Here is an 18,640-nt window from a genome sequence, read left to right on the forward strand (position 1 = left end):
GATAGTCCAACCTCCGGTCTCGTCGCTTTCGTGGGCGCGGGTCCCGGCGATCCCAAGCTGCTCACGCTGCGCGCAGCCGAGCTGCTCGGCAAGGCCGGCGTGGTGGTGCTCGACACGGAAACGCACGGCCCGCTGCTGCGGCACTGCCGCGAAGGCGTCGAGGTCGTCGAGGGCGACCTCCAGTCCGCCGTCAAACGAGCCGCGCGGGGGGAGGCCGTGGTCCGCCTCTGTGAGGGCGACCCGACGCTGTTCTCCTCGATCACCGAGGAGGTCGCGGCCTGCGCCGCGGCGGGGGTGGACTTCGAGATCGTGCCCGGCGTGCCGTCCGCGACCGCCGTGCTCGACTACGCGGGCATCCCCGCGGCCAGTGAGGTGCCGGAGTTCCGGGTGGTCGACGCGGCACAGGAGCAGGACTGGGCCGTTCACGCCGCCTGCCGAGGCACCCTGGTGATCTACCACGGCATCGGCGACGCCGTCGCCATCGGCAAGGCGCTCATCGCCGGCGGCAAGCCCGACACCACGCCCGTCGCGGTCACCAGCGGCGGCACCACCACCGAGCAGTACACCGTGGTGTCCTCGCTCGGCCGGCTCCAGGCCGATCTCAAGCACGCCGGGTTCACCGAGCCGGCCCTCATCGTGGTCGGCGACGCCGTGGCGTCGCGCGACAAGCTGTCCTGGTTCGAGACCAAGCCGCTGTTCGGGTGGCGGGTGCTGGTGCCGCGTACGAAGGAGCAGTCCCGCAGTCTGTCGGAGCAGCTCGTCTCGTACGGCGCGGTGCCCGAGGAGGTGCCGACCATCTCGGTCGAGCCGCCGCGCACCCCGCAGCAGATGGACCGCGCCATCAAGGGCCTGGTCACCGGCCGCTACGAGTGGGTGGCCTTCACCAGCGCCAACGCGGTCAAGGCCGTGCGCGAGAAGTTCGAGGAATACGGCCTCGACGCGCGCGCGTTCGCCGGGCTCAAGGTGGCCGCGGTGGGCGACGCGACCGCGCGGGCCCTGGTCGAGTTCGGGGTCAAGCCCGACCTGCTGCCCTCGGGGGAGCAGTCGTCCGAGGGGCTGGTGGCCGAGTGGCCGCCCTACGACTCGATGCTCGACCCGATCAACCGCGTGCTGCTGCCGCGGGCCGACATCTCCACCGACACGCTCGTGGCCGGCCTCACCGAGCTGGGCTGGGAGTGCGACGACGTCACCGCCTACCGCACGGTGCGGGCCGCGCCGCCGCCCGCGCCCATCCGGGAGGCCATCAAGGGCGGCGGCTTCGACGCCGTGCTCTTCACGTCGTCGTCCACCGTGCGCAACCTCGTGGGCATCGCGGGCAAGCCGCACAACGTCACCGTGATCGCGGTCATCGGGCCGCAGACGGCCAAGACAGCCGAGGAGTTCGGGCTCCGCGTCGACGTCATGGCCGGCAAACCGTCCGCATCCGCTCTGGCCACAGCGCTGGCCGAGTTCGGAGCCAAGCAGCGCCAGGCGGCCGTGGCCGCGGGCGACATCCCGCGCAGGCCTTCACAGAACCGCCGGGGCGCCAGGAGGAGAGGCAGATGAGCGCGCGATTCCCCGTCGCACGTCCCCGCCGGCTGCGCGGGAGCTCCGCCCTGCGGCGCATGGTGGCCGGCACGCGGCTGCATCCCGCCGAGCTGATCCTGCCCGCGTTCGTCAAGGAGAGCCTCGCCGAGCCGCAGCCCGTGGCCTCGATGCCGGGCGTGATGCAGCACACCCGCGACTCGCTGCGCAAGGCCGCCCACGAGGCGGCGCAGGCCGGGGTGGGCGGGCTGATGCTGTTCGGCATCCCGGCCGTCAAGGACGCGCGCGGTTCGGCCGCCGACGACCCCGACGGCATCCTGCAGGTCGCGCTGCGCGACGTGACCGCCGAGGTCGGCGACTCCGTCGTCGTGATGGCCGACACGTGCCTCGACGAGTTCACCGACCACGGGCACTGCGGCATCCTGACCCCCTCGGGCGACGTGGACAACGACGCCACGCTGGAGCGCTACGCCTCGATCGCGGTCGCCCAGGCGGCGGCCGGGTCGCAGATGGTGGCCCCGAGCGGGATGATGGACGGCCAGGTGGGGGCGATCCGGGCGGCGCTCGACGGCGCCGGCTACGGTGACGTCCCGATCCTGGCCTACACCGCCAAATACGCCTCCGCCTTCTTCGGGCCGTTCCGCGACGCCGCCGAATGCGCGCCGCAGTTCGGTGACCGCAGCACCCATCAGCAGGATCCCGCGGGCCCGCTGGAGGAGGCGCTGCGCGAGCTCCGCCTCGACCTCGCCGAGGGCGCCGACGCGGTCATGGTGAAGCCGGCGATGGCCTACCTCGACGTCATCGCCCGCTTCCGCGACGAGGCCGACGTGCCCGTGGCGGCCTACCAGGTGAGCGGCGAATACGCCATGATCGAGGCCGCCTCCGCCAACGGCTGGGTCGACCGCGACCGGACGATCATGGAGTCGCTGGTCGCGATCAAACGTGCGGGGGCCGACCTCATCCTCACCTACTGGGCCACCGAGGCGGCGCGGCGTCTTAACCGAGGGGTTCCCGTCAACGCGTGAGGCGCGTGCGTTAGAGTGCGACCAGACGAGAAAGCTGTTGCACGGTGGTCGCCACGGCCTCGACCAGGCACGCTGATGAGCAGGTTCTCGTCAGGCAACCAAGTGCCGGTGTGTCCCGCGTGTGCGTACGGCCCGGAGCCGGGACCTCCTCAGGCGCTGGACTCGACGGGAGACACCAATGGTGGGGGTACCACTGGCTCGGCGTACCAGAAAACGGTCGCGTCCGACTCGCATCGAGCTTGTGCTCGACTACGCCGCGATGGGCTGGCCCGTGGTCCCGGGGGCGTTCCCGCTACGTCAGGGGCCGCGCGCGTGCTCGTGTGACCGCCTCGGCTGTCCCGACCCCGGCGCCCATCCGCTCTCGCCCGCCTGGCATCTGCAGGCCACGACCGATCCGGCGCTGCTCACGCGCTGGTGGCAGGCCGAGCCGGAAGCCAACGTGATTTTGCCCACCGGTCGCGTGTTCGACGTCTTCGACGTGCCGCTCGCGATCGGGCTCTCCGCCCTCACCCGCATCGACAACGCCGGCGCGCACTCGGGCCCGGTCGCCGCGAAAGGCGACCGGGTCTTGTTCTACGTGGCCACGCGGGGCAACCCCGAGGACGAGGACGAGTGGTGGTCGTGCCACCTCGACTGCGACCCCGCCACGATCGACGACACGCCCGGGCTGCGCTGGCACTGCCGCGACAGCTACGTCGTCGCGCCGCCGTCCACGCTGCCCGCCGGGCAGCCGGTCTCCTGGCTGCGGCCTCCCGACGGCCTGCCCCTGCCCGACCCGCTGCGCATCCTGGAGTGGCTGGCCGACTGAGGTCATGGCCTCTGCCACCGTGGCGGGCTCGTCCCGCGACGAGGGGCGCGGAGGCCCGCGGATAACCTGGGTCGGTGAGCCGTACACAGAACTCCGAGGACCTGTTCGCCCGCGCCCGCCGGCTCGTGCCAGGGGGCGTCAACTCTCCGGTGCGCGCGTTCGGCGCGGTCGGCGGCACGCCCCGCTTCATGGCCTCGGCGCAGGGGCCCTACATCACCGACGTCGACGGCAACCGCTATGTCGACCTGGTCTGTTCGTGGGGCCCGATGATCCTGGGCCACCGCCATCCCGCCGTCGTCGAGGCCGTGTCCGAGGCGGCCTCCCGCGGTTTCTCCTACGGCACCGCCACGCCCGGCGAGGTCGAACTGGCCGAGGAGATCGTCGGCAGGGTCGCGCCCGTCGAGAAGGTGCGCCTGGTCAGCTCCGGCACCGAGGCGACGATGAGCGCCGTACGCCTGGCGCGCGGTTTCACCGGGCGGTCCAAGGTGATCAAGTTCGCCGGCTGCTACCACGGGCACGTCGACGCGCTGCTGGCCGCGGCGGGTTCGGGGGTGGCGACGTTCGGGCTGCCGGACACGCCGGGCGTCACGGGGGCCGCGGCGGCCGACACGATCGTGTTGCCGTACAACTCGGTCGAGGCCGTCGAACAGGCGTTCGCCGCCGGAGACGTCGCGTGCGTGATCACCGAGGCGTGCCCGGCGAACATGGGGGTGGTCCCGCCGCGCGACGGCTTCAACGCGAGGCTGCGCGAGTTGTGCACGGCCCACGGCGCGCTGCTCGTCGTCGACGAGGTGCTGACGGGCTTCAGGGTGTCGCGCTCCGGCTGGTACGGCCTCGATCCGGTCGACGCCGACCTGATGACGTTCGGCAAGGTCATGGGCGGCGGGCTGCCGGCGGCGGCGTTCGGCGGCCGGGCCGACGTCATGGGCCATCTGGCGCCCGAGGGTCCCGTCTACCAGGCGGGCACGCTGTCGGGCAATCCGCTGGCCTGCGCGGCCGGGCTGGCCACGCTCAGGGCGCTGGACGACGACGTCTACGCGCGCGTGGACGCGGCGGCGTCCCAGGTGGGCGACGCGGCCTCCGAGGCGCTCGCGGCGGCGGGGGTGCCGCACCGGTTGCAGCGGGCGGGCAACCTGTTCTCCATCTTCTTCACGGAGACGGAGGTGACGAGCTTCGCCGGGGCCAATACGCAGGACACCGCCGCCTTCACGGCGTTCTTCCACGCGATGCTGGAGCAGGGCGTCCATTTGCCGCCGTCGGCGTACGAAGCGTGGTTCCTGTCGGCCTCGCACGACGACGAGGCGCTCGGCCGGGTCGCCGACGCGCTGCCCGCGGCGGCGAAGGCGGCCGCGGCCGCCGTTTCCTAGGCGGGCCGCCGCGAGAGGGCCTGAGGGACGTCCCGGAGGCGGCGGCGGGGCCTGCTGCCGGCGTAGAGCACGCCGGCGAGGATGAGCGCCGCCGCCAGCAGCGTGGGCCACGACAGCGGCTCGCCGGTCACCAGCGCCGCCGACGACAGGCCGAACACCGGCACGAGCAGCGCGTACGGCCCCACGGTCGAGGCGTCGTAGCGGCGCAGCAGCCATCCCCAGGCGCCGAAGCCGCCCAGTGTCGACAGGAACGCCACGTACGCGAGGGACAACCACCCTTCGAGCGGCACGTCCAGCGACGGGACCCCTTCCAGCACCAGGGACATGAGCAGGAGCGGCGGCGCCGACAGGGCGCTGACCCAGACCATGAAACGCAGGGAGTCGGGTGGCGCGGCCCGGCGCTGGACGATGATGCCGACGCTCCAGGCGGCCGCGGCGGCCACGCACAGCGCGAACGCGCCGATCGGGCCCGACACGCCGAAGTCGACGGCGACCAGGGCGAGCCCGCAGAAGGCTACGGCCAGCCCCGCGAGGCGGCGCGCGGTGAGCCGCTCCCCGAGCAGTGTGGCGGCGAACAGCACGGTGAACAGCGCCTGCGTCTGCAGGACGAGAGAGCTCAGCCCGGCCGGCATGCCTGCCCGCATGCCCACGAGCAGCAGGCCGAACTGGCCCACGCCGATGGCCGCCGCCACCCCGGCGACCCAGCGCCATGCGACCCCCGGCCGCCCCACGAACAGCAGGGCGGGGAACGCCGCCAGGGCGAACCTGAGGGCGGCGTACTGCAGGGGTGCGAAGTGCCGCAGGCCGGTCTGCATGACGACAAAGTTGAAGCCCCAGACGGCGGCTATGCCGACGGCGAGGGCGAGGTGGCGCGGGCTCACTCAGCGCGTGGGCTTCTGGTAACGGATGCGCTGCTCGCGGGCCTGCTCGGCGAGCACCTTGAGGTACGACACGCCGTGGGGACGCTCTTGCTTCTTCCGCTTGATGATTCGCATGCATCTATTTTCGTCTGCTACACATTTAACTACAAGCGAGACTTTCTACGCTAAACCATTTAGACTGGCTTACATGTTGGACTTGAACCGGCTCAAGGCACTTCACGCTGTGCACGTCTACGGGTCGGTCGGAGCGGCCGCCGACGCGCTGATGGTCACCCCCTCGGCGGTCTCCCAACAGATCGCCAAACTGGAGCGCGAGACCGGCGCCACGCTCATGGAGCGCAACGGGCGCGGTGTGCGGCTGACCGACGCGGCGGGTCTGCTCGCCGAGCACGCCGAGCGCATCCTCGCCCTGGTCGAGACCGCGGAGGCCGACTTCGAGGCGCTGCGCGGCGAGGTCGTCGGCCGGCTGAACGCCGCGGCCTTCCCCACCGCCTCGCGCGGCCTCATGCCCGCCGCCCTGGCGGCGCTCAGAAAACGCCACCCCGAGCTGTGGGTGCAACTGCACGAGCGCGAACCTGAGCGGGTCGTGCGCGACGTGGCGAGGGGCGAGCTCGACCTGGGCGTGATCCAGGACTGGCTCAACAGGCCCATGGCCATCCCCGACGGCCTGTCCAGGGCCACGCTGCTCGACGACATCGCCGACGTCGTGATCCCCGCCGACCATCCGCTGGCGGGCAGCAAGGAGCTGGAGCTGGCCGAGTTGCGCGGCGAGCGGTGGATCAGCGGCTCGCCCGGCACGGTCTGCCACGACTGGCTGGTGTTCACGCTGCGCAGCGCCTCGGTCGAGCCGGTGATCGCCTGCATGGCCGAGGAATATCCGACCCAGCTCGCGCTCGTGGCCGCCGGGCTGGGCTGCGCGATCGTGCCGCGGCTCGGACGTGACTGCGTGCCCGACGGCGTGCGCCTCGTCCCCCTCCGGCCGCGCCAGTCGCGCCGCATCTACGCGATCTGGCGCTCCGACGCCGCCCGCCGCCCCGCCATCAAGGCCATGGTCGACGCGCTCGCCGAGGCGAGCAGGACACAGGAGAACGCCTGGGCCGTCAGCTGAGCGTGACGGCCACGACGCCGCCGACGATCACGCCGGCCGCCAGCAGCCGGCGTCGCATGTCGCCCTCGGCCAGCAGTCGCCCACCGAGCACGACGCCGATCAGCACGCTGATCTCGCGGGCCGGCGCCACCACGCTCACCGGCGCCATCGTGAAGGCGAACAACACCAGGGCGTACGAGACGAAGATCAGCACCGCCGTCCCCACGATCCGGGACCGGTGCTCGCGCCACACGGGCAGCACCAGCTTCCGCCGCGTGCCCAGCACGACGGGCGCGAGCACGAGGGCGCGCAGGGCCTCGCCGAGATAGTTGAGCATCAGCGGCGCCACCGCGAACGTGCTCACCACCTGCGAGTCCCACACCGTGTAACCCGCGATGAACACCCCCGTGAGCAGTCCCGGCGCCACCTCCTTGAGCCCGACCTTCGCCGAGCCGCCGCTCAGCATGAACACGCCCACCCCGACCAGCACGATCCCCGCCACGCCGGCGGGCGACGGACGCTCCCCGAGGAACAACACGGCCGCCAGGCTGGCCAGCATCGGTCCCGTGCCGCGCGCGACCGGGTAGACGACCGACAGGTCGGCGGTGCCGTACCCCCGCTGGAGCAGTACGAAATAGCCCAGGTGCAGGGCCATGCTGCCGCTGATCACGGCGAGGTTCTGCCAGGTCGGGAAGGTGCCCGTGACGATGAGGAAGCTCGCGAACAGCGGGGCCCACACGACCGCCGCCGCGACGGCGACGAGCCAGACGAAGACGAGGCCGTCGGCCTCGGAGGCCTTCTTGCTCAGCACGTTCCACGAGGCGTGGGCGACGGCGGCGACCAGAATGAGGACAAGTGCCCATGGACTCAAGCCGGCGCCTCCTCTCGGAGGGGCGACTTTACCGTCGCGTGAACGACGGGCGAACACGGGCCCACGGACTCGGGGCGTGGTTCGGCGCGATCGAGCGGATAGGCTGTGCCCACCATGGCTGAAATGACCGTCGTCCACCTTCTGCGCCACGGTGAGGTGCACAACCCCAGAGGCATTCTCTACGGCAGGCTGCCCGGCTACCACCTGTCCGAGACCGGCCGGCTCATGGCCGAGACGGTCGCCAAGGCGGTCGGCGGTCGTGACATCGTCGCCGTCTACAGCTCGCCGCTCGAGCGGGCGATGGAGACCGCGGCGCCCCTCGCCGACAGGCTCGGTCTCGAGATCACGCAGGACGTCCGGCTGATCGAGGCCGGCAACCTGCTGGAGGGCCGCACAGCGGGTCCCGGCCTGGCGTTGCTGCGCAACCCCCGCAACTACCGCTATTTCTGGAATCCGCTCCGCCCGTCCTGGGGCGAGTCCTATCCGACCATCGTCCGGCGCATGCGCTCGATGATCGACGACGCCAGGGCGGCGGCGCGCGGGCACGAGACGGTGCTCGTCAGCCACCAGCTCCCCATCTGGGCGATCAGGATGGCCGCCGAGCGGCGCAGGCTCTGGCACGATCCCCGGCGCAGGCAGTGCGCGCTGGCGAGCCTCACCACGTTCACGTTCGACAGGGGCCGGCTGGTCAGCGTGGGCTACAGCGAGCCCGCCGGTTCGCTCGATCCCGGCCCTTCCGTTCCCGGGGCCTGAGGCGCTCCCCGGTGTCGGGGCCGGGCCGCGCCGCCGGTAGAGTTGCAAGCTCTACCGGTTGTAGTACAAGGAGATCATCCTCCGTGCGCACCAAGTCCATCTCTCTCGTTCTCCTGGCTGCGATGGTCGCCGGCTGCGCGGGCAACCAGAGCGGCCAGCCGCAGGCGGGTGACACCCGTTTCGTCGCGGGTGACGGGAAGATGCAGGTGTTCGAGGCGGGCGAACGCAAGCCGGCGCCCGCGATCGAGGGCCCCACGCTCGACGGGGGCACCGCGTCGCTCGCCGCGCACAAGGGCAAGGTCGTGGTGCTCAACTTCTGGGCCTCGTGGTGCGGCCCGTGCCGGGCGGAGGCGCCCGTGCTCAAGGAGGTCGCCGCCAAGACCAAGGACAGCGGCGTCGAGTTCCTCGGCGTCGACTTCAAGGACCGCCAGGCCGACGCGCTGGCGTTCGAGCGCACCGAGAAGACCGGCTATCCCCACATCTTCGACCAGCCGGGAAAGGTCGCGCTGGCCTTCCAGGGCACGGTCCCGCCGGCCGCCATCCCGTCCACGCTGATCATCGACGAGCAGGGCAGGATCGCGGCCAGGGCGCTGGGCGCGGTGAAATACACCGACCTGCTCGACGCGGTCACCAAGGTGCGCGATGAGTGACGTCGTAGCCTCGGGCTCGCTGCTGCTCGCGGTGCCGATCGCGGTGCTCGCCGGGGTGGTGTCCTTCCTGTCGCCATGCGTGCTGCCGCTGGTGCCCGGCTACCTGTCGTACGTGACCGGCATGAGCGCCGACCCCAGACGGTGGCGCCTGGTGTTCGGCACGGTCCTGTTCGTGGCCGGCTTCGGGCTGGTCTTCGTGCTCAGCGGGGCGCTGTTCGGCGGGCTCCGAGAAGTCATGTTCGGCAACGCCGAGATCATCACGCGGGTGCTCGGCGTGCTCACCATCCTGCTCGGGCTGGCGTTCCTCGGCGTCGTGCCCGCCCTGATGCGCGACGTGCGCATCCACCGGCTGCCGTCCGCGGGGCTGGCGGGCGCGCCGCTGCTCGGTGTGGTGTTCGGGCTCGGGTGGACCCCGTGCATCGGGCCCACGCTGGCCGTCGTGCTGGCCCTCGGACTCAACGAGGGCAGCGCGGGACGCGGGGCTCTGCTCGCGTTCGCGTACGCGCTCGGGCTCGGGCTGCCGTTCGTGGGGGCGGCGCTCGCCTACAGCAAGGCGCTGCGTACGTTCCGGGCCATCCGCAGGCACTCGCGCCTGATCACCAGGTTCGGCGGCGGCATGATGGTGGCCGTCGGCGTGCTGCTCGTGACCGGGCTGTGGGGAGAGCTGATCGCCGCCATGCAGGGCCTGATCGGCGCCTTCGAGCCGGCGATCTGATGAGCGTCCAGGAGCTGGAGAAGCCGCGTTCGCCCAGGCCCGCGGGGCTCGGCCCGGTCGGCTGGCTGCGCTGGGGGTGGCGCACCCTCACCTCGATGCGGACGGCGTTGATCCTGCTGTTCCTGCTGGCGCTCGGCAGCGTGCCCGGCTCGGTGGTGCCGCAGCGCGGCGTCGAGCCCGACAAGGTGGCCGCCCTCTACGAGCAGAACCCGACCCTGGCCGAGTGGTACGACAGGTTCCAGCTCTTCGAGGTGTTCGGCTCGGCCTGGTTCGCCGCCGTCTATCTGCTGCTGTTCGCCTCGCTGGTCGGCTGCATCGTCCCGCGCACCGCGACCTACCTGCGCGAGCTGCGACGCAAGCCGCCCGTCGCGCCGAAGCGGCCCGCCAGGCTTCCCCACTCGGCCACGTTCGACGGCGAGCTCACGGTCGAGCAGGCCGCACGGCGGCTGCGCAGGATGCGCTTCCGCGTCGCCACCGGCGACGGCTGGATGTCGGCGGAGAAAGGTTACCTGCGGGAGACGGGCAACCTGTTCTTCCACGTCGCCCTGCTGGGCATCCTGGTCGCGATCGGCGCCGGCTCGCTCTTCGGCTACCGGGGCAACGTCCTCGTCGTCGAGGGCGACGGGTTCGCCAACACGGTGGCCGCCTACGACCGGTTCATGCCCGGCAGCCAGGTGTCGGCGGAGTCGCTGGAGCCGTTCTCCTTCCAGCTGGCCGACCTCAAGGTCTCCTACCAGGTCACGGGCGACAGGAAGGGCCAGGTGCTCGACTACTCGGCCCACCTGAAGGTCAACGACTCGCCCGAGGTGCCGGCCCGCGACTACGAACTCAAGGTCAACGAACCTCTCGACGTCGACGGCACCCAGAGTTACCTGATCGGCAACGGCTACGCCCCCGTCTTCAGGGTGACCGACGGCAAAGGCCAGGTGGCCTTCGAAGGGCCCGTGCCGTGCCTGATCGAGGACAAGAACACGATGACGTCCGGATGCGTGGTCAAAGCGCCCGACGCGCAGCCGGAGCAGCTGGGCTTCCTGCTGCGGTTCCTGCCCACCAGCGTGCCGCTGACCGACGGCAGCCACGCCTCCGCCTTCCCCGGCGAGCTCAACCCCGAGGTGCAGGTGCTCGGGGCGTTCTCCGGCGACCTGGGCGTGCGCTCAGGCCGGCCGCAGTCGGTCTACGAGCTGGCGCCGCCCGAGGTGATGAAGAAGCTCAACCCGCTGCTCATGGCCTCCGACACGCCGAAGCCGCTGGCCGTGGGCCAGTCGGTCGACCTGCCGGGCGGGGTGGGCAAGCTCGAGTTCACCGGGGTCAAGGAGTGGATCACGCTCCAGACGGCCTACGACCCGGGCCGCGTGCCCGCGCTGGTGGCCGGCGGCACCGCCGTCGTCGCCATCGCGCTGTCGCTGATGATCAGGCGGCGCAGGGTGTTCGTACGGATCGACGCCGGCAAGGTCGAAGTGGGCGGCCTGACCCGCACCGAAGGCTCCGCGGCGGCTTTCGCCGAGGAGTTCACCGACATCGTCAAGGTTCTATCAGCAGGAGAAAAGGATGTCCGCTGAGCAACTCGCAGAGCTGAGCGACCTTTTCGTCGTCGCCGCCGTCCTGCTCTATCTCGTCGCCATGATCGGATTCGCGATCGAGCTCGCCTTCGGCCGGGCCCGTCCCGGCGTGGCCGAACGGTCCGCGGACGGCCCGCTCGGCGCGAGGAAGCCGGTCACGGTCGGCGCGGCGGCCGGAGACGGGGAGCAGGGCCGTGACGCGGCCACGGGGCTCCCGGCAGACCACGTGGACGCGGGCGGCGCCGCGACGTCCGACGACGACGGCGCCGTGGCCGCCGGTGGCGTCGCGGCCTCCCAGGGTGACGGCGGCGCGCCGCCGTCCAGGGCCGTGGCCAGGGCGGGAACGGCCGCCCTCGCGCTCGCCTGGCTCGGCTGGGCCGCCAACCTCGGCGCCATCGCCACGCGCGGCCTGGCCGCCGACCGGTGGCCCTGGGGCAACATGTACGAGTTCGTGGTGGCGATCTGCTTCGCCGCCGTGACCGCGTTCCTGGTCACCCAGTTGCGCGCGAACGTACGTTTCCTGGGTTCCTTCGTCATGGTCACCGTGGCGCTCGGCCTTGGCCTCGCGGTAAAGGCGTTCTACACCACCGCGGGGCCGGTCGTGCCGGCGCTCGACTCGTACTGGATCGCCATCCACGTCTCCGCCGCGATCGTCGCCAGCGGCCTGTTCACCATCGCGGGCGTGTCAGGCGTGCTCTACCTGCTGCGCGGCGACGGGCTCTCGCGTCTGCCGGCCCGCGCCGACCTGGAGCGGGTGGCGCACCGGGCGATCGTGTTCGCGTTTCCTGTGTGGACGTTCGCCGTCATCGCGGGCGCCCTCTGGGCGGACCGGGCCTGGGGCCGCTACTGGGGCTGGGACCCCAAGGAGGTGTGGGCGTTCATCACATGGGTCGCCTACGCCGCCTACCTGCATGCCAGGGTGACGGCCGGTTGGCGGGGGAGGTCGGCGACGATCGTGCAGTTGGTGGCTTTCGGTTGCCTCCTGTTCAACCTGATCGGGGTCAACATCTTCTTCGACGGCCTGCACAGCTACGCCGACGTGGATTAACTGACGTCATCGCCGCGCATGCGGCGGTCGAGGTCGCGGAGGAAGTCGGGGTCGTCGTCCGGTCCCTTCGGCGTGCCGGGGCCCGGGGGGACGGGCCATGCCGCGCGCGGGGCCCGCGGACGGCCCCGGGCCATCCACACCGCCCCGCCGAGCAGCGGGATCAGCACGACAATCAGGATCCAGAGCGCTTTTGGTACGTTCCTAACTTCGTCTTCCGGCGTGGTGACCACGTCGAAGAGGGAGAAGAGCCAGAAGGCGAGCAGCCCCAGGCCGATTAGAACACCTGCCATGCCCGAACTGTAAGCCATCCTCAGCGTGATCGTGCCGCTTGATGTCCCATTTCGGGTGACTAGGGGAAGATCGACGTCGTACGGTGGAACTCGATGTGCCGGTCTGCATGGGCTTCATGGCGTTGAGAGGTGCGATGGCCTTTTCTCAGGACAAGGGCCGGCATCGACGCGGTCGTTGGTGGCGGCGCGGCTCCTATCTCTTCTCCCGGCGCGGCGAGGCGCCTCCCGACTCCGAGCGCTCGTTCTGGCGCAACGCCCGTGAGAGGCGCAGGGAGGCCCGTGCGGCGGCCAAAGCACGTGAGGTCACGGACCGCCGCCGCCCGGCGGGCGGCGGCAAGCTCGGCGGGCGCCAGGAGCGCCCGTCCTGGCCGGGCGCCGAGCAGCCGGAACGCCGGACGTGGCCGGGGGCCGACCAACCGGACAGCAGGCCATGGCCGGGGTCCGAGCGGCCGGAGCGCTCGACCTGGCCGGGCGCGGAGCGGCCGGAGCGCTCGACCTGGCCGACTGGTGAGGCAGGGACGCCGCCGGGCCGCCGGGAGCGCCAGGTGACGTGGGACGCCTTCGCGGTGCGCGAGCGCCGCGCACGCCTGCCCGCCGCCGTGGCCGAGCGCCCCGCCTACACCTGGTACGACTTCGAGCTCAACGACGAGCCGCCCAGAGCGCAGCCGAACCGGCCCGACCAGCCCTCGATGGGCGACGGTTTACGCCACTGCGGCAGCCTGGAGCGGATCCTGCACCGTCAGTGGGACGTCAGGAGGGGGCCGCCGTCCCCCGAGGTCGTGCACGCGGTGGAGAGCCTGGCCCGGCTGCCCGACGGGCTGAAGGACAAGCTCGCGGCCGGGCTCGAAGGCGTCTACGTCGGCGGGGGAGGCGTGCCCGACCTCGACGACATGGGCTACTTACGCGGTGCCCCCCTGCCGTCAGGCCGCGCGACCTGGGACATCTGCGCCGGGGCGTACGGAGACCGCAAGATCGTGGTGGGCGACCGCCCTTCGCCCACTCCTGACGTGATGATGCACGAGGTCGGCCACGCGATCGACGACGTCGACTCGGCGCACGGCGAGTGGGTCTCGGACTCGCCCGAGTTCGTGGAGCTCTACGAGACGGCCATGCCGGTGCTGGCCTCGATGTTCCACCGCCAGGGAGGCGGGCTGGGACGCAAGGAGTTCTTCGCCGACGCCTTCGCCGCGATCGCCTCCCGCCAGCGTCCTGCCCTGGTGGACATGCTGGGGGGCGACACGCGGATGGCGCTCGACGTCATGTTGTTCTTCAACCGGCGCTACGGAATATAGGTGGTCCACCATGTACGTCATCCGGCTCGCGGACGGGACGCTACGCGTACCGCAGAGCCTGACCAGCGAGGACGGTCGGCTGATCGGAAACGCGTACGTGGAGCTCCAACCCGGTGACCCCGATTATGAGACGTTCCTGCCCGAGGCGCTGACGGAGGAGGAGGCGGCCGAGCGCCGCCGGCGCTGGGAAGAGGAGAACGACGACCTGGAGCGGGAGTTCCTGGCCTTCAAGGCGGAGCAGGAAGGCGCCTGAGGGGGAACGGACGGACAGGCGCCAGCCACGGTCGGCGGATGGCGCCGCCCCGTGCTCACCGTACGGAAGTGTGGCCGGGAAGCACGCAACAGTGTGATCCCGCCCGCGGTGATCCTGGCGGACAGGATCACCGACTGGACGGAATGTCAGACGCGCGGGGACTCACCTGCAGGCCTGTCGGCCGTGAGAACGTCCTCGCCTCGGAGAAGGGCGTGGACTTCCGACTCGCGGAAGCGCCGGTGCCCTCCGGGGGTGCGGATACTGCTGATGCGGCCTGCCGCAGCCCAGCGCGTAACCGTCTTTGGGTCTACCCGGAAGAGGGCGGCAACCTCTCCTGGGGTCAGCAGACGCTCGCTGCTACTCTCCACCAATCTCTCCCCCTCGCATCCCGCTTCCTGCCAGCGGGCGGACAGGTAACCAGTGTGTCGAGCGAAGCCTGATTTATCCGTGGTTTTCTACAAAGATCACGGGTTGTTATCAGCTGACTGCCCGATTGTTATATGATAGAGCCTCTTTGGGGCTCTCGTGGGTGTTTCTTTACGAAACTCCCTGACTGGGACAGTAGCAGCGCTCGCGTCTGATGCGAAGAGCGACCGCGCCACAGGTCCGAGTAACCTCGAACCCGTGCGTCCCGTTCTCGTTTACACCGCGTCGCGGATCGGCCTGTTTCTGGTGACCCTGGGTGTGCTGTGGCTGCTCGGGCTGAGTAACCCGCTGGTGCTGATCATCTGCTCATTCTTGATCAGCGGCATAGCGAGCTACGTCCTGCTGTCCAGGCAGCGTGACGCCATGAGCGCACGCATCAGCGACAGGGTCGACCGGCCGAAGCCGCAGGACGACTAGGGCAGGGGGAACATGCCAATCCGGGCATGGTACTCCCGTCCGAGTCTCGTGGTGTCGCTACCGACAAGTAGTCCGGTGGGGTGCGCGTAAAACGCCTTCACGCCGATCCCGCGCTCGCGCGTGGGATTCCAACTGAGCGCCTTTCCTGTGCGCGGATGAATGGCGCCGATGCCTGGCCGTGACACCGCTCCTGGGCCGGCGGAGTCGTGGCCCCGCGGATTGTCGAGCCAGCGCTGGTGGCCGCCCACATAGACCGCCGCCCCCGTCACCGAGACCGCGTAGAGCGAATCGCCTCCTGTGCTGTTCACCCAGGTCGGCTTGATGCGCGAGCCCTTGGCGTAGGTCTCGAATCTCGCGGTCGTGTCGCACATGCCGGCCCGCGGGCCGCCCGTGGTGACCACCGCGAAATAGCGGCCGTCGGGCGCGAAGTCGAGACCGCGCACGTACGACGGGAACGCGGCCATGCACGTGCGCGCGTACACGTCGGTCCGCCACGGCGCCACCTTCGCCGCGCGCCCGCTGACGTCGATCAGCCCGAGCTGCGGCCTGGATGCGCCGTCGAGCGTGGTGAACGTGCCGTCGACGGCGAGCCTGTCGCGGGAGAGGGCCAGCGCGTAGACCTTCACCCGCCTGGTCAGCGGCTTGCCCGGCGTGACGGCGAAGCCGGGGTCGGCCGCGCCGGTGACCGCGTCGAGCCTGGCCAGCGCGGTGCGCGGGCTGACGAAGTCGCCGCCGACGTACAGCTGGGAGCCCTGGCGGGCCAGCGTGGTCACCGTGCCGCCGCCGATGCGCGGCGCGAAGCCCGGCACCAGCGCACCGTCGGAGAGACGGAGCCGCGCCAGGGCCCTGGCCGGCTCGTTGTTGACGCCGTGGAACTGGCCGCCGACGTAGACGGTGCCGCGCTCGCCCGCGGCCAGGCCGTGGACCGCGCCCGGGACGACGGGCGCGAAGTCCTCAAGGACGCGGCCGGTGGCCAGGTCGTAGGCGAACAGGTTGGAGCGCGGATAGGTGGTGGTGCGGGCGGCGTCGGCGACCTCGCTGAAGGCGCCGCCGACCACGACGGTACGGCCCACGACGGCGATGGCGTTGACGATGCCGTCGAGCACGTGAGGGGTGCTGTCGATCGGGTCGGCCAGCACGACGCGGGGATGCGCGGTGGGGGCCGAGGCGATGATCGCCGCAAGGGCGAGACGGGCAAGCATTTGCCAATTCCTAGCAGACGTTGCGTAATGGAGTGGATACTTTCCGTTGATTGTCCCGATAGCCATATGGTGTGGGCATGACGCGCGCTCAGTTGGACAAACAGCCGGACGAGGTCGCCGCGATGTTCGATCGCACCGCCCGGCGTTACGATCTGGTCAACGACGTGATCTCCCTCGGGCAGGTCAGGCTCTGGCGCAAGGCGGTGGCGGCCGCGGTCGACGCGGGGCCCGGGGAGATCGTTCTTGACCTGGGAGCCGGCACGGGCACCTCCACCGACGCGTTCACCTCGCTGGGCGCGCGGGCGATCGCCTCCGACTTCTCCCTCGGCATGCTCCGCACGGGCGTACGCCGCCATGGTGGCAACGCGCTGACGGGGCAGGGGGTGCCGTTCGTCGCGGGTGACGCGACGCGCCTGCCGTTCGCCGACGAATCTTTCGACGCGGTGACGATCTCGGTGGCGCTGCGCAATGTGCACGACACCACGCGGGCGCTTGAGGAGATGCTGCGGGTGACGAAACCTGGCGGGCGCCTGGTGATTTTGGAGTTCTCGCACGTCACGTTCGCGCCGTTCGACGTGGTCTACCGCGAATATCTGATGAAGCTGCTGCCCAAGGTGGCCAAGGTGTTCGGGTCCAACGACGACTCCTACGAATATCTGGCGGAGTCGATCCGCGAATGGCCCGACCAGCCGACGCTGGCGCGGATGATCCAGTACGCCGGCTGGGAACGGGTGGCCTGGCGCGACCTCACGATGGGGATCGTCGCCATGCACCGGGGATTCAAGCCCGCCTGAGCTCGATGGTGATCAGCCGGGCCCGGCGGTGGTGCCGGTAGACGGTCGCCTCCTTCGCGCTATCGCGTTACTGTCTGACATCCCAGCGGCTCCGATTGTCGGCTCCAGGTCAGGGTCGGTGCTGCGCGGCTACGGGGCGGATGGGTCCCGACCATCCGCCCATTCGCGCACCCGCAATACCCCGGATTTGCCCCTCCCTTCTCCCCCCGCATTCCGTCGTGGCGGGCTACTCCAAGGTGTGCCGGAGGGCGTTCCCGTGCAATTCCCGCGGGGATGATGGCAGGGACTCTTCTCGGGACGAAAGCAGACCTTCCCGGCGAGGATTGCCCGGTAGTTGAAACGGGCATAATCAGTGAATTCCTTGGGAGGAGCCCGAGTGGTCGGAGAAATCAATCCGACACTCCGCCGCCGGAAGCTCGCTGCCGAGCTGCGGCGACTTCGCGAGGAGGCGGGGCTCCACGGCGTGCAGGTCGCGCGGTCCTTACGCTGGTCGACCTCCAAGATCTCCCGCCTCGAAACGGGACAGGTGGCCCCTTCGGCCAAGGACGTGGCGCGGCTCCTCAAGCACTACGGAGTCGACGACGAGCTCAGCGGTCTGCTGCTGGAACTCGCCCAAGGCGAGAACAAGGGGTGGTGGGACGCTTACGCCGACGTGTTCGCCGACGCCGTCGTGGAACTGTTCGGACTGGAGGACGGTGCGAGCAGAGTCAGGGCCTGGGGTTCCTTCAGCCTCCCCGGGCTCCTGCAGACACGTGACTACGCCGAGCAGATGGGCTCTCTGGCCCGCATAGTCGAGATGGCGCCGCCCGGCAAGATCGAGCGCAGGACCCGTGCGAGGCTGCGCCGGCAACGGGTGCTGCTGAAGGACCCGCCGCTCGACTACTCCGTCGTGCTCGACGAGGCGGTTCTGCGTCGACGCTTCGGCAGCGCGGACGCCAAGCTGATGAGTGACCAGATGAGCCATCTCATGAAGATGAGCGATATGCCCAACGTCAGCATTCGAGTGCTCCCGCTGGAGCAGTCGCATCCGACCGACATCGCGAACTTCATCCTCCTGAGTTTTCCCGCGATGCCGGTGCTGGGAGACATCTCCCGCGAGGCCGTCTACTTCGAGAACCATCCCGTTTTCACACTGTCGGAAGACGAGGAGACGGTCCTTCAGTACTCTCTGGTGTTCGACGGGCTCCTGAGCCAGGCGCTGAGCGAGGAGGGGTCGCGGGCCTTCATCGCCTCGCTCGCCGGTCTCTAAAGTGATCGTTTTGTGACCGCAATGGTTCGCTGCGCGGACTCGTTTCGGCTGTGTCCGCGCACCGTGCTCATTATTGTTGCCAGAGTGACCGTTGAGGCTGGAGGACGCCGTCCGATGAACGATCGTGTCCTGTCGGATGGCTGGCGCAAGAGCTCCTTCAGCGGAGCGGCAGGCGAGTGTGTCGAGTTCGCCAGGAGCACCGGCGGGGAGATCCTGATCCGCGACTCCAAGGACCCCTCCGGCCCGGCTCTGGCCTTCACTCCCGGTGAGTGGCGGGCCTTCGTCAGGGGGGTCCGGAACGACGAGTTCGACGTTTGACGGTAGCCGGCACGCAGGTAAAGGCCCTTCGTCAGGACGAAGGGCCTTGTCGTGTCCGTGAAGTGCCCCCCGACTGCCACTTTGTGCACGAAAAGCAGTAGACTTCGGGCC

At 70.4% G+C, this 18,640-nt stretch carries 21 protein-coding genes; 16 read left to right on the plus strand and 5 right to left on the minus strand.

Going from position 1 to position 18,640, the window contains the following annotated elements:
• Positions 1 to 30: 30 nt before the first annotated feature.
• From GUY59_RS00160 to hemL, 4 genes are all read left to right on the plus strand, one after another.
• Positions 31 to 1,545, plus strand: coding sequence for a uroporphyrinogen-III synthase (locus GUY59_RS00160; protein WP_171055267.1), 1,515 nt, complete (start codon positions 31 to 33; stop codon positions 1,543 to 1,545).
• Positions 1,542 to 2,549 carry a porphobilinogen synthase gene (gene hemB, locus GUY59_RS00165; RefSeq protein ID WP_138198685.1) on the plus strand — a complete coding sequence of 336 codons (1,008 nt, stop codon included), beginning with the start codon at positions 1,542 to 1,544 and terminating at the stop codon, positions 2,547 to 2,549. The genes GUY59_RS00160 and hemB overlap by 4 nt, the downstream gene beginning before the upstream one ends.
• 178 nt (positions 2,550 to 2,727) lie before the next feature.
• Positions 2,728 to 3,357 (plus strand): bifunctional DNA primase/polymerase, encoded by a 630-nt coding sequence (locus GUY59_RS00170; RefSeq protein WP_138198684.1) that lies wholly within the window; start codon positions 2,728 to 2,730, stop codon positions 3,355 to 3,357.
• Between the two features lie 74 nt (positions 3,358 to 3,431).
• Positions 3,432 to 4,724, plus strand: a complete 1,293-nt coding sequence (gene hemL / locus GUY59_RS00175; RefSeq protein ID WP_138198683.1) for a glutamate-1-semialdehyde 2,1-aminomutase — start codon at positions 3,432 to 3,434, stop codon at positions 4,722 to 4,724.
• Here hemL and GUY59_RS00180 read toward each other — a convergent pair.
• Positions 4,721 to 5,605, minus strand: a complete 885-nt coding sequence (locus tag GUY59_RS00180; RefSeq protein WP_138198682.1) for an EamA family transporter — start codon at positions 5,603 to 5,605, stop codon at positions 4,721 to 4,723. The two genes, hemL and GUY59_RS00180, sit on opposite strands and share 4 nt — an antisense overlap.
• Before the next feature lie 187 nt (positions 5,606 to 5,792).
• On the opposite strand from GUY59_RS00180, the gene GUY59_RS00185 reads away from it, so the two are divergent.
• Positions 5,793 to 6,713 (plus strand): LysR family transcriptional regulator, encoded by a 921-nt coding sequence (locus GUY59_RS00185; RefSeq protein WP_138198681.1) that lies wholly within the window; start codon positions 5,793 to 5,795, stop codon positions 6,711 to 6,713.
• Here GUY59_RS00185 and GUY59_RS00190 read toward each other — a convergent pair.
• On the minus strand, positions 6,706 to 7,563 hold the full coding sequence (locus GUY59_RS00190) for a DMT family transporter (RefSeq protein WP_161714307.1): 858 nt from the start codon (positions 7,561 to 7,563) through the stop codon (positions 6,706 to 6,708). The genes GUY59_RS00185 and GUY59_RS00190 overlap by 8 nt on opposite strands.
• Positions 7,564 to 7,677: 114 nt before the next feature.
• Between GUY59_RS00190 and GUY59_RS00195 the strand changes: the two genes are divergently transcribed.
• The 5 genes from GUY59_RS00195 to ccsA all read left to right on the plus strand — a co-directional run bounded on the left by GUY59_RS00195 (position 7,678) and on the right by ccsA (position 12,288).
• Complete coding sequence (locus tag GUY59_RS00195; protein WP_138198679.1) at positions 7,678 to 8,316, plus strand: histidine phosphatase family protein; 639 nt, start codon at positions 7,678 to 7,680, stop codon at positions 8,314 to 8,316.
• A gap of 83 nt (positions 8,317 to 8,399) precedes the next feature.
• Positions 8,400 to 8,966, plus strand: coding sequence for a TlpA family protein disulfide reductase (locus GUY59_RS00200; RefSeq protein WP_252374794.1), 567 nt, complete (start codon positions 8,400 to 8,402; stop codon positions 8,964 to 8,966).
• A complete protein-coding gene (locus GUY59_RS00205) occupies positions 8,959 to 9,681 on the plus strand; it encodes a cytochrome c biogenesis CcdA family protein (RefSeq protein ID WP_138198678.1) in 723 nt (240 codons plus the stop codon). The genes GUY59_RS00200 and GUY59_RS00205 overlap by 8 nt, the downstream gene beginning before the upstream one ends.
• Entirely contained in the window at positions 9,681 to 11,240 is a 1,560-nt protein-coding gene (gene resB, locus GUY59_RS00210; RefSeq protein WP_138198677.1) for a cytochrome c biogenesis protein ResB, read from the plus strand. The genes GUY59_RS00205 and resB overlap by 1 nt, the downstream gene beginning before the upstream one ends.
• A complete protein-coding gene (ccsA, locus tag GUY59_RS00215; protein ID WP_138198676.1) occupies positions 11,230 to 12,288 on the plus strand; it encodes a cytochrome c biogenesis protein CcsA in 1,059 nt (352 codons plus the stop codon). Before resB ends, ccsA begins: the two co-directional genes overlap by 11 nt.
• Here the strand turns inward: ccsA and GUY59_RS00220 are convergent.
• Positions 12,285 to 12,578, minus strand: coding sequence for a PLDc N-terminal domain-containing protein (locus GUY59_RS00220; RefSeq protein WP_138198675.1), 294 nt, complete (start codon positions 12,576 to 12,578; stop codon positions 12,285 to 12,287). The genes ccsA and GUY59_RS00220 overlap by 4 nt on opposite strands.
• 134 nt (positions 12,579 to 12,712) lie before the next feature.
• On the opposite strand from GUY59_RS00220, the gene GUY59_RS48165 reads away from it, so the two are divergent.
• On the plus strand, positions 12,713 to 13,870 hold the full coding sequence (locus GUY59_RS48165) for a hypothetical protein (protein WP_236666681.1): 1,158 nt from the start codon (positions 12,713 to 12,715) through the stop codon (positions 13,868 to 13,870).
• Between the two features lie 10 nt (positions 13,871 to 13,880).
• Positions 13,881 to 14,123, plus strand: a complete 243-nt coding sequence (locus tag GUY59_RS00230) for a hypothetical protein (protein WP_132329319.1) — start codon at positions 13,881 to 13,883, stop codon at positions 14,121 to 14,123.
• Between the two features lie 146 nt (positions 14,124 to 14,269).
• Here GUY59_RS00230 and GUY59_RS00235 read toward each other — a convergent pair whose 3' ends face one another.
• On the minus strand, positions 14,270 to 14,491 hold the full coding sequence (locus GUY59_RS00235; protein WP_026214226.1) for a BldC family transcriptional regulator: 222 nt from the start codon (positions 14,489 to 14,491) through the stop codon (positions 14,270 to 14,272).
• Positions 14,492 to 14,747: 256 nt separating this feature from the next.
• Here GUY59_RS00235 and GUY59_RS49730 point away from each other — a divergent pair, with 256 nt between their 5' ends.
• Positions 14,748 to 14,966: a DUF4229 domain-containing protein gene (locus tag GUY59_RS49730; protein WP_132329315.1), complete on the plus strand. Its 219-nt coding sequence runs from the start codon at positions 14,748 to 14,750 to the stop codon at positions 14,964 to 14,966.
• On the opposite strand, the gene GUY59_RS00245 is transcribed toward GUY59_RS49730, so the two are convergent.
• On the minus strand, positions 14,963 to 16,168 hold the full coding sequence (locus tag GUY59_RS00245; protein WP_171055266.1) for a hypothetical protein: 1,206 nt from the start codon (positions 16,166 to 16,168) through the stop codon (positions 14,963 to 14,965). The genes GUY59_RS49730 and GUY59_RS00245 overlap by 4 nt on opposite strands.
• 77 nt (positions 16,169 to 16,245) lie before the next feature.
• Between GUY59_RS00245 and GUY59_RS00250 the strand changes: the two genes are divergently transcribed.
• The 3 genes from GUY59_RS00250 (at position 16,246) to GUY59_RS00260 (ending at position 18,529) form a co-directional block, all read left to right on the plus strand.
• Positions 16,246 to 16,962, plus strand: coding sequence for a demethylmenaquinone methyltransferase (locus GUY59_RS00250; RefSeq protein ID WP_138198673.1), 717 nt, complete (start codon positions 16,246 to 16,248; stop codon positions 16,960 to 16,962).
• A gap of 376 nt (positions 16,963 to 17,338) precedes the next feature.
• On the plus strand, positions 17,339 to 18,211 hold the full coding sequence (locus GUY59_RS00255; RefSeq protein WP_161714308.1) for a helix-turn-helix domain-containing protein: 873 nt from the start codon (positions 17,339 to 17,341) through the stop codon (positions 18,209 to 18,211).
• Between the two features lie 114 nt (positions 18,212 to 18,325).
• The gene (locus GUY59_RS00260) at positions 18,326 to 18,529 is read left to right on the plus strand and encodes a DUF397 domain-containing protein (RefSeq protein ID WP_138198671.1); all 204 of its coding nucleotides are present in this window, start codon (positions 18,326 to 18,328) and stop codon (positions 18,527 to 18,529) included.
• The last annotated feature ends 111 nt before the right edge of the window (positions 18,530 to 18,640 follow it).

This window comes from Nonomuraea sp. K271 (assembly GCF_009908215.1).
In the GTDB taxonomy this organism is placed as follows: Bacteria; Actinomycetota; Actinomycetes; order Streptosporangiales; family Streptosporangiaceae; genus Nonomuraea; species Nonomuraea longispora.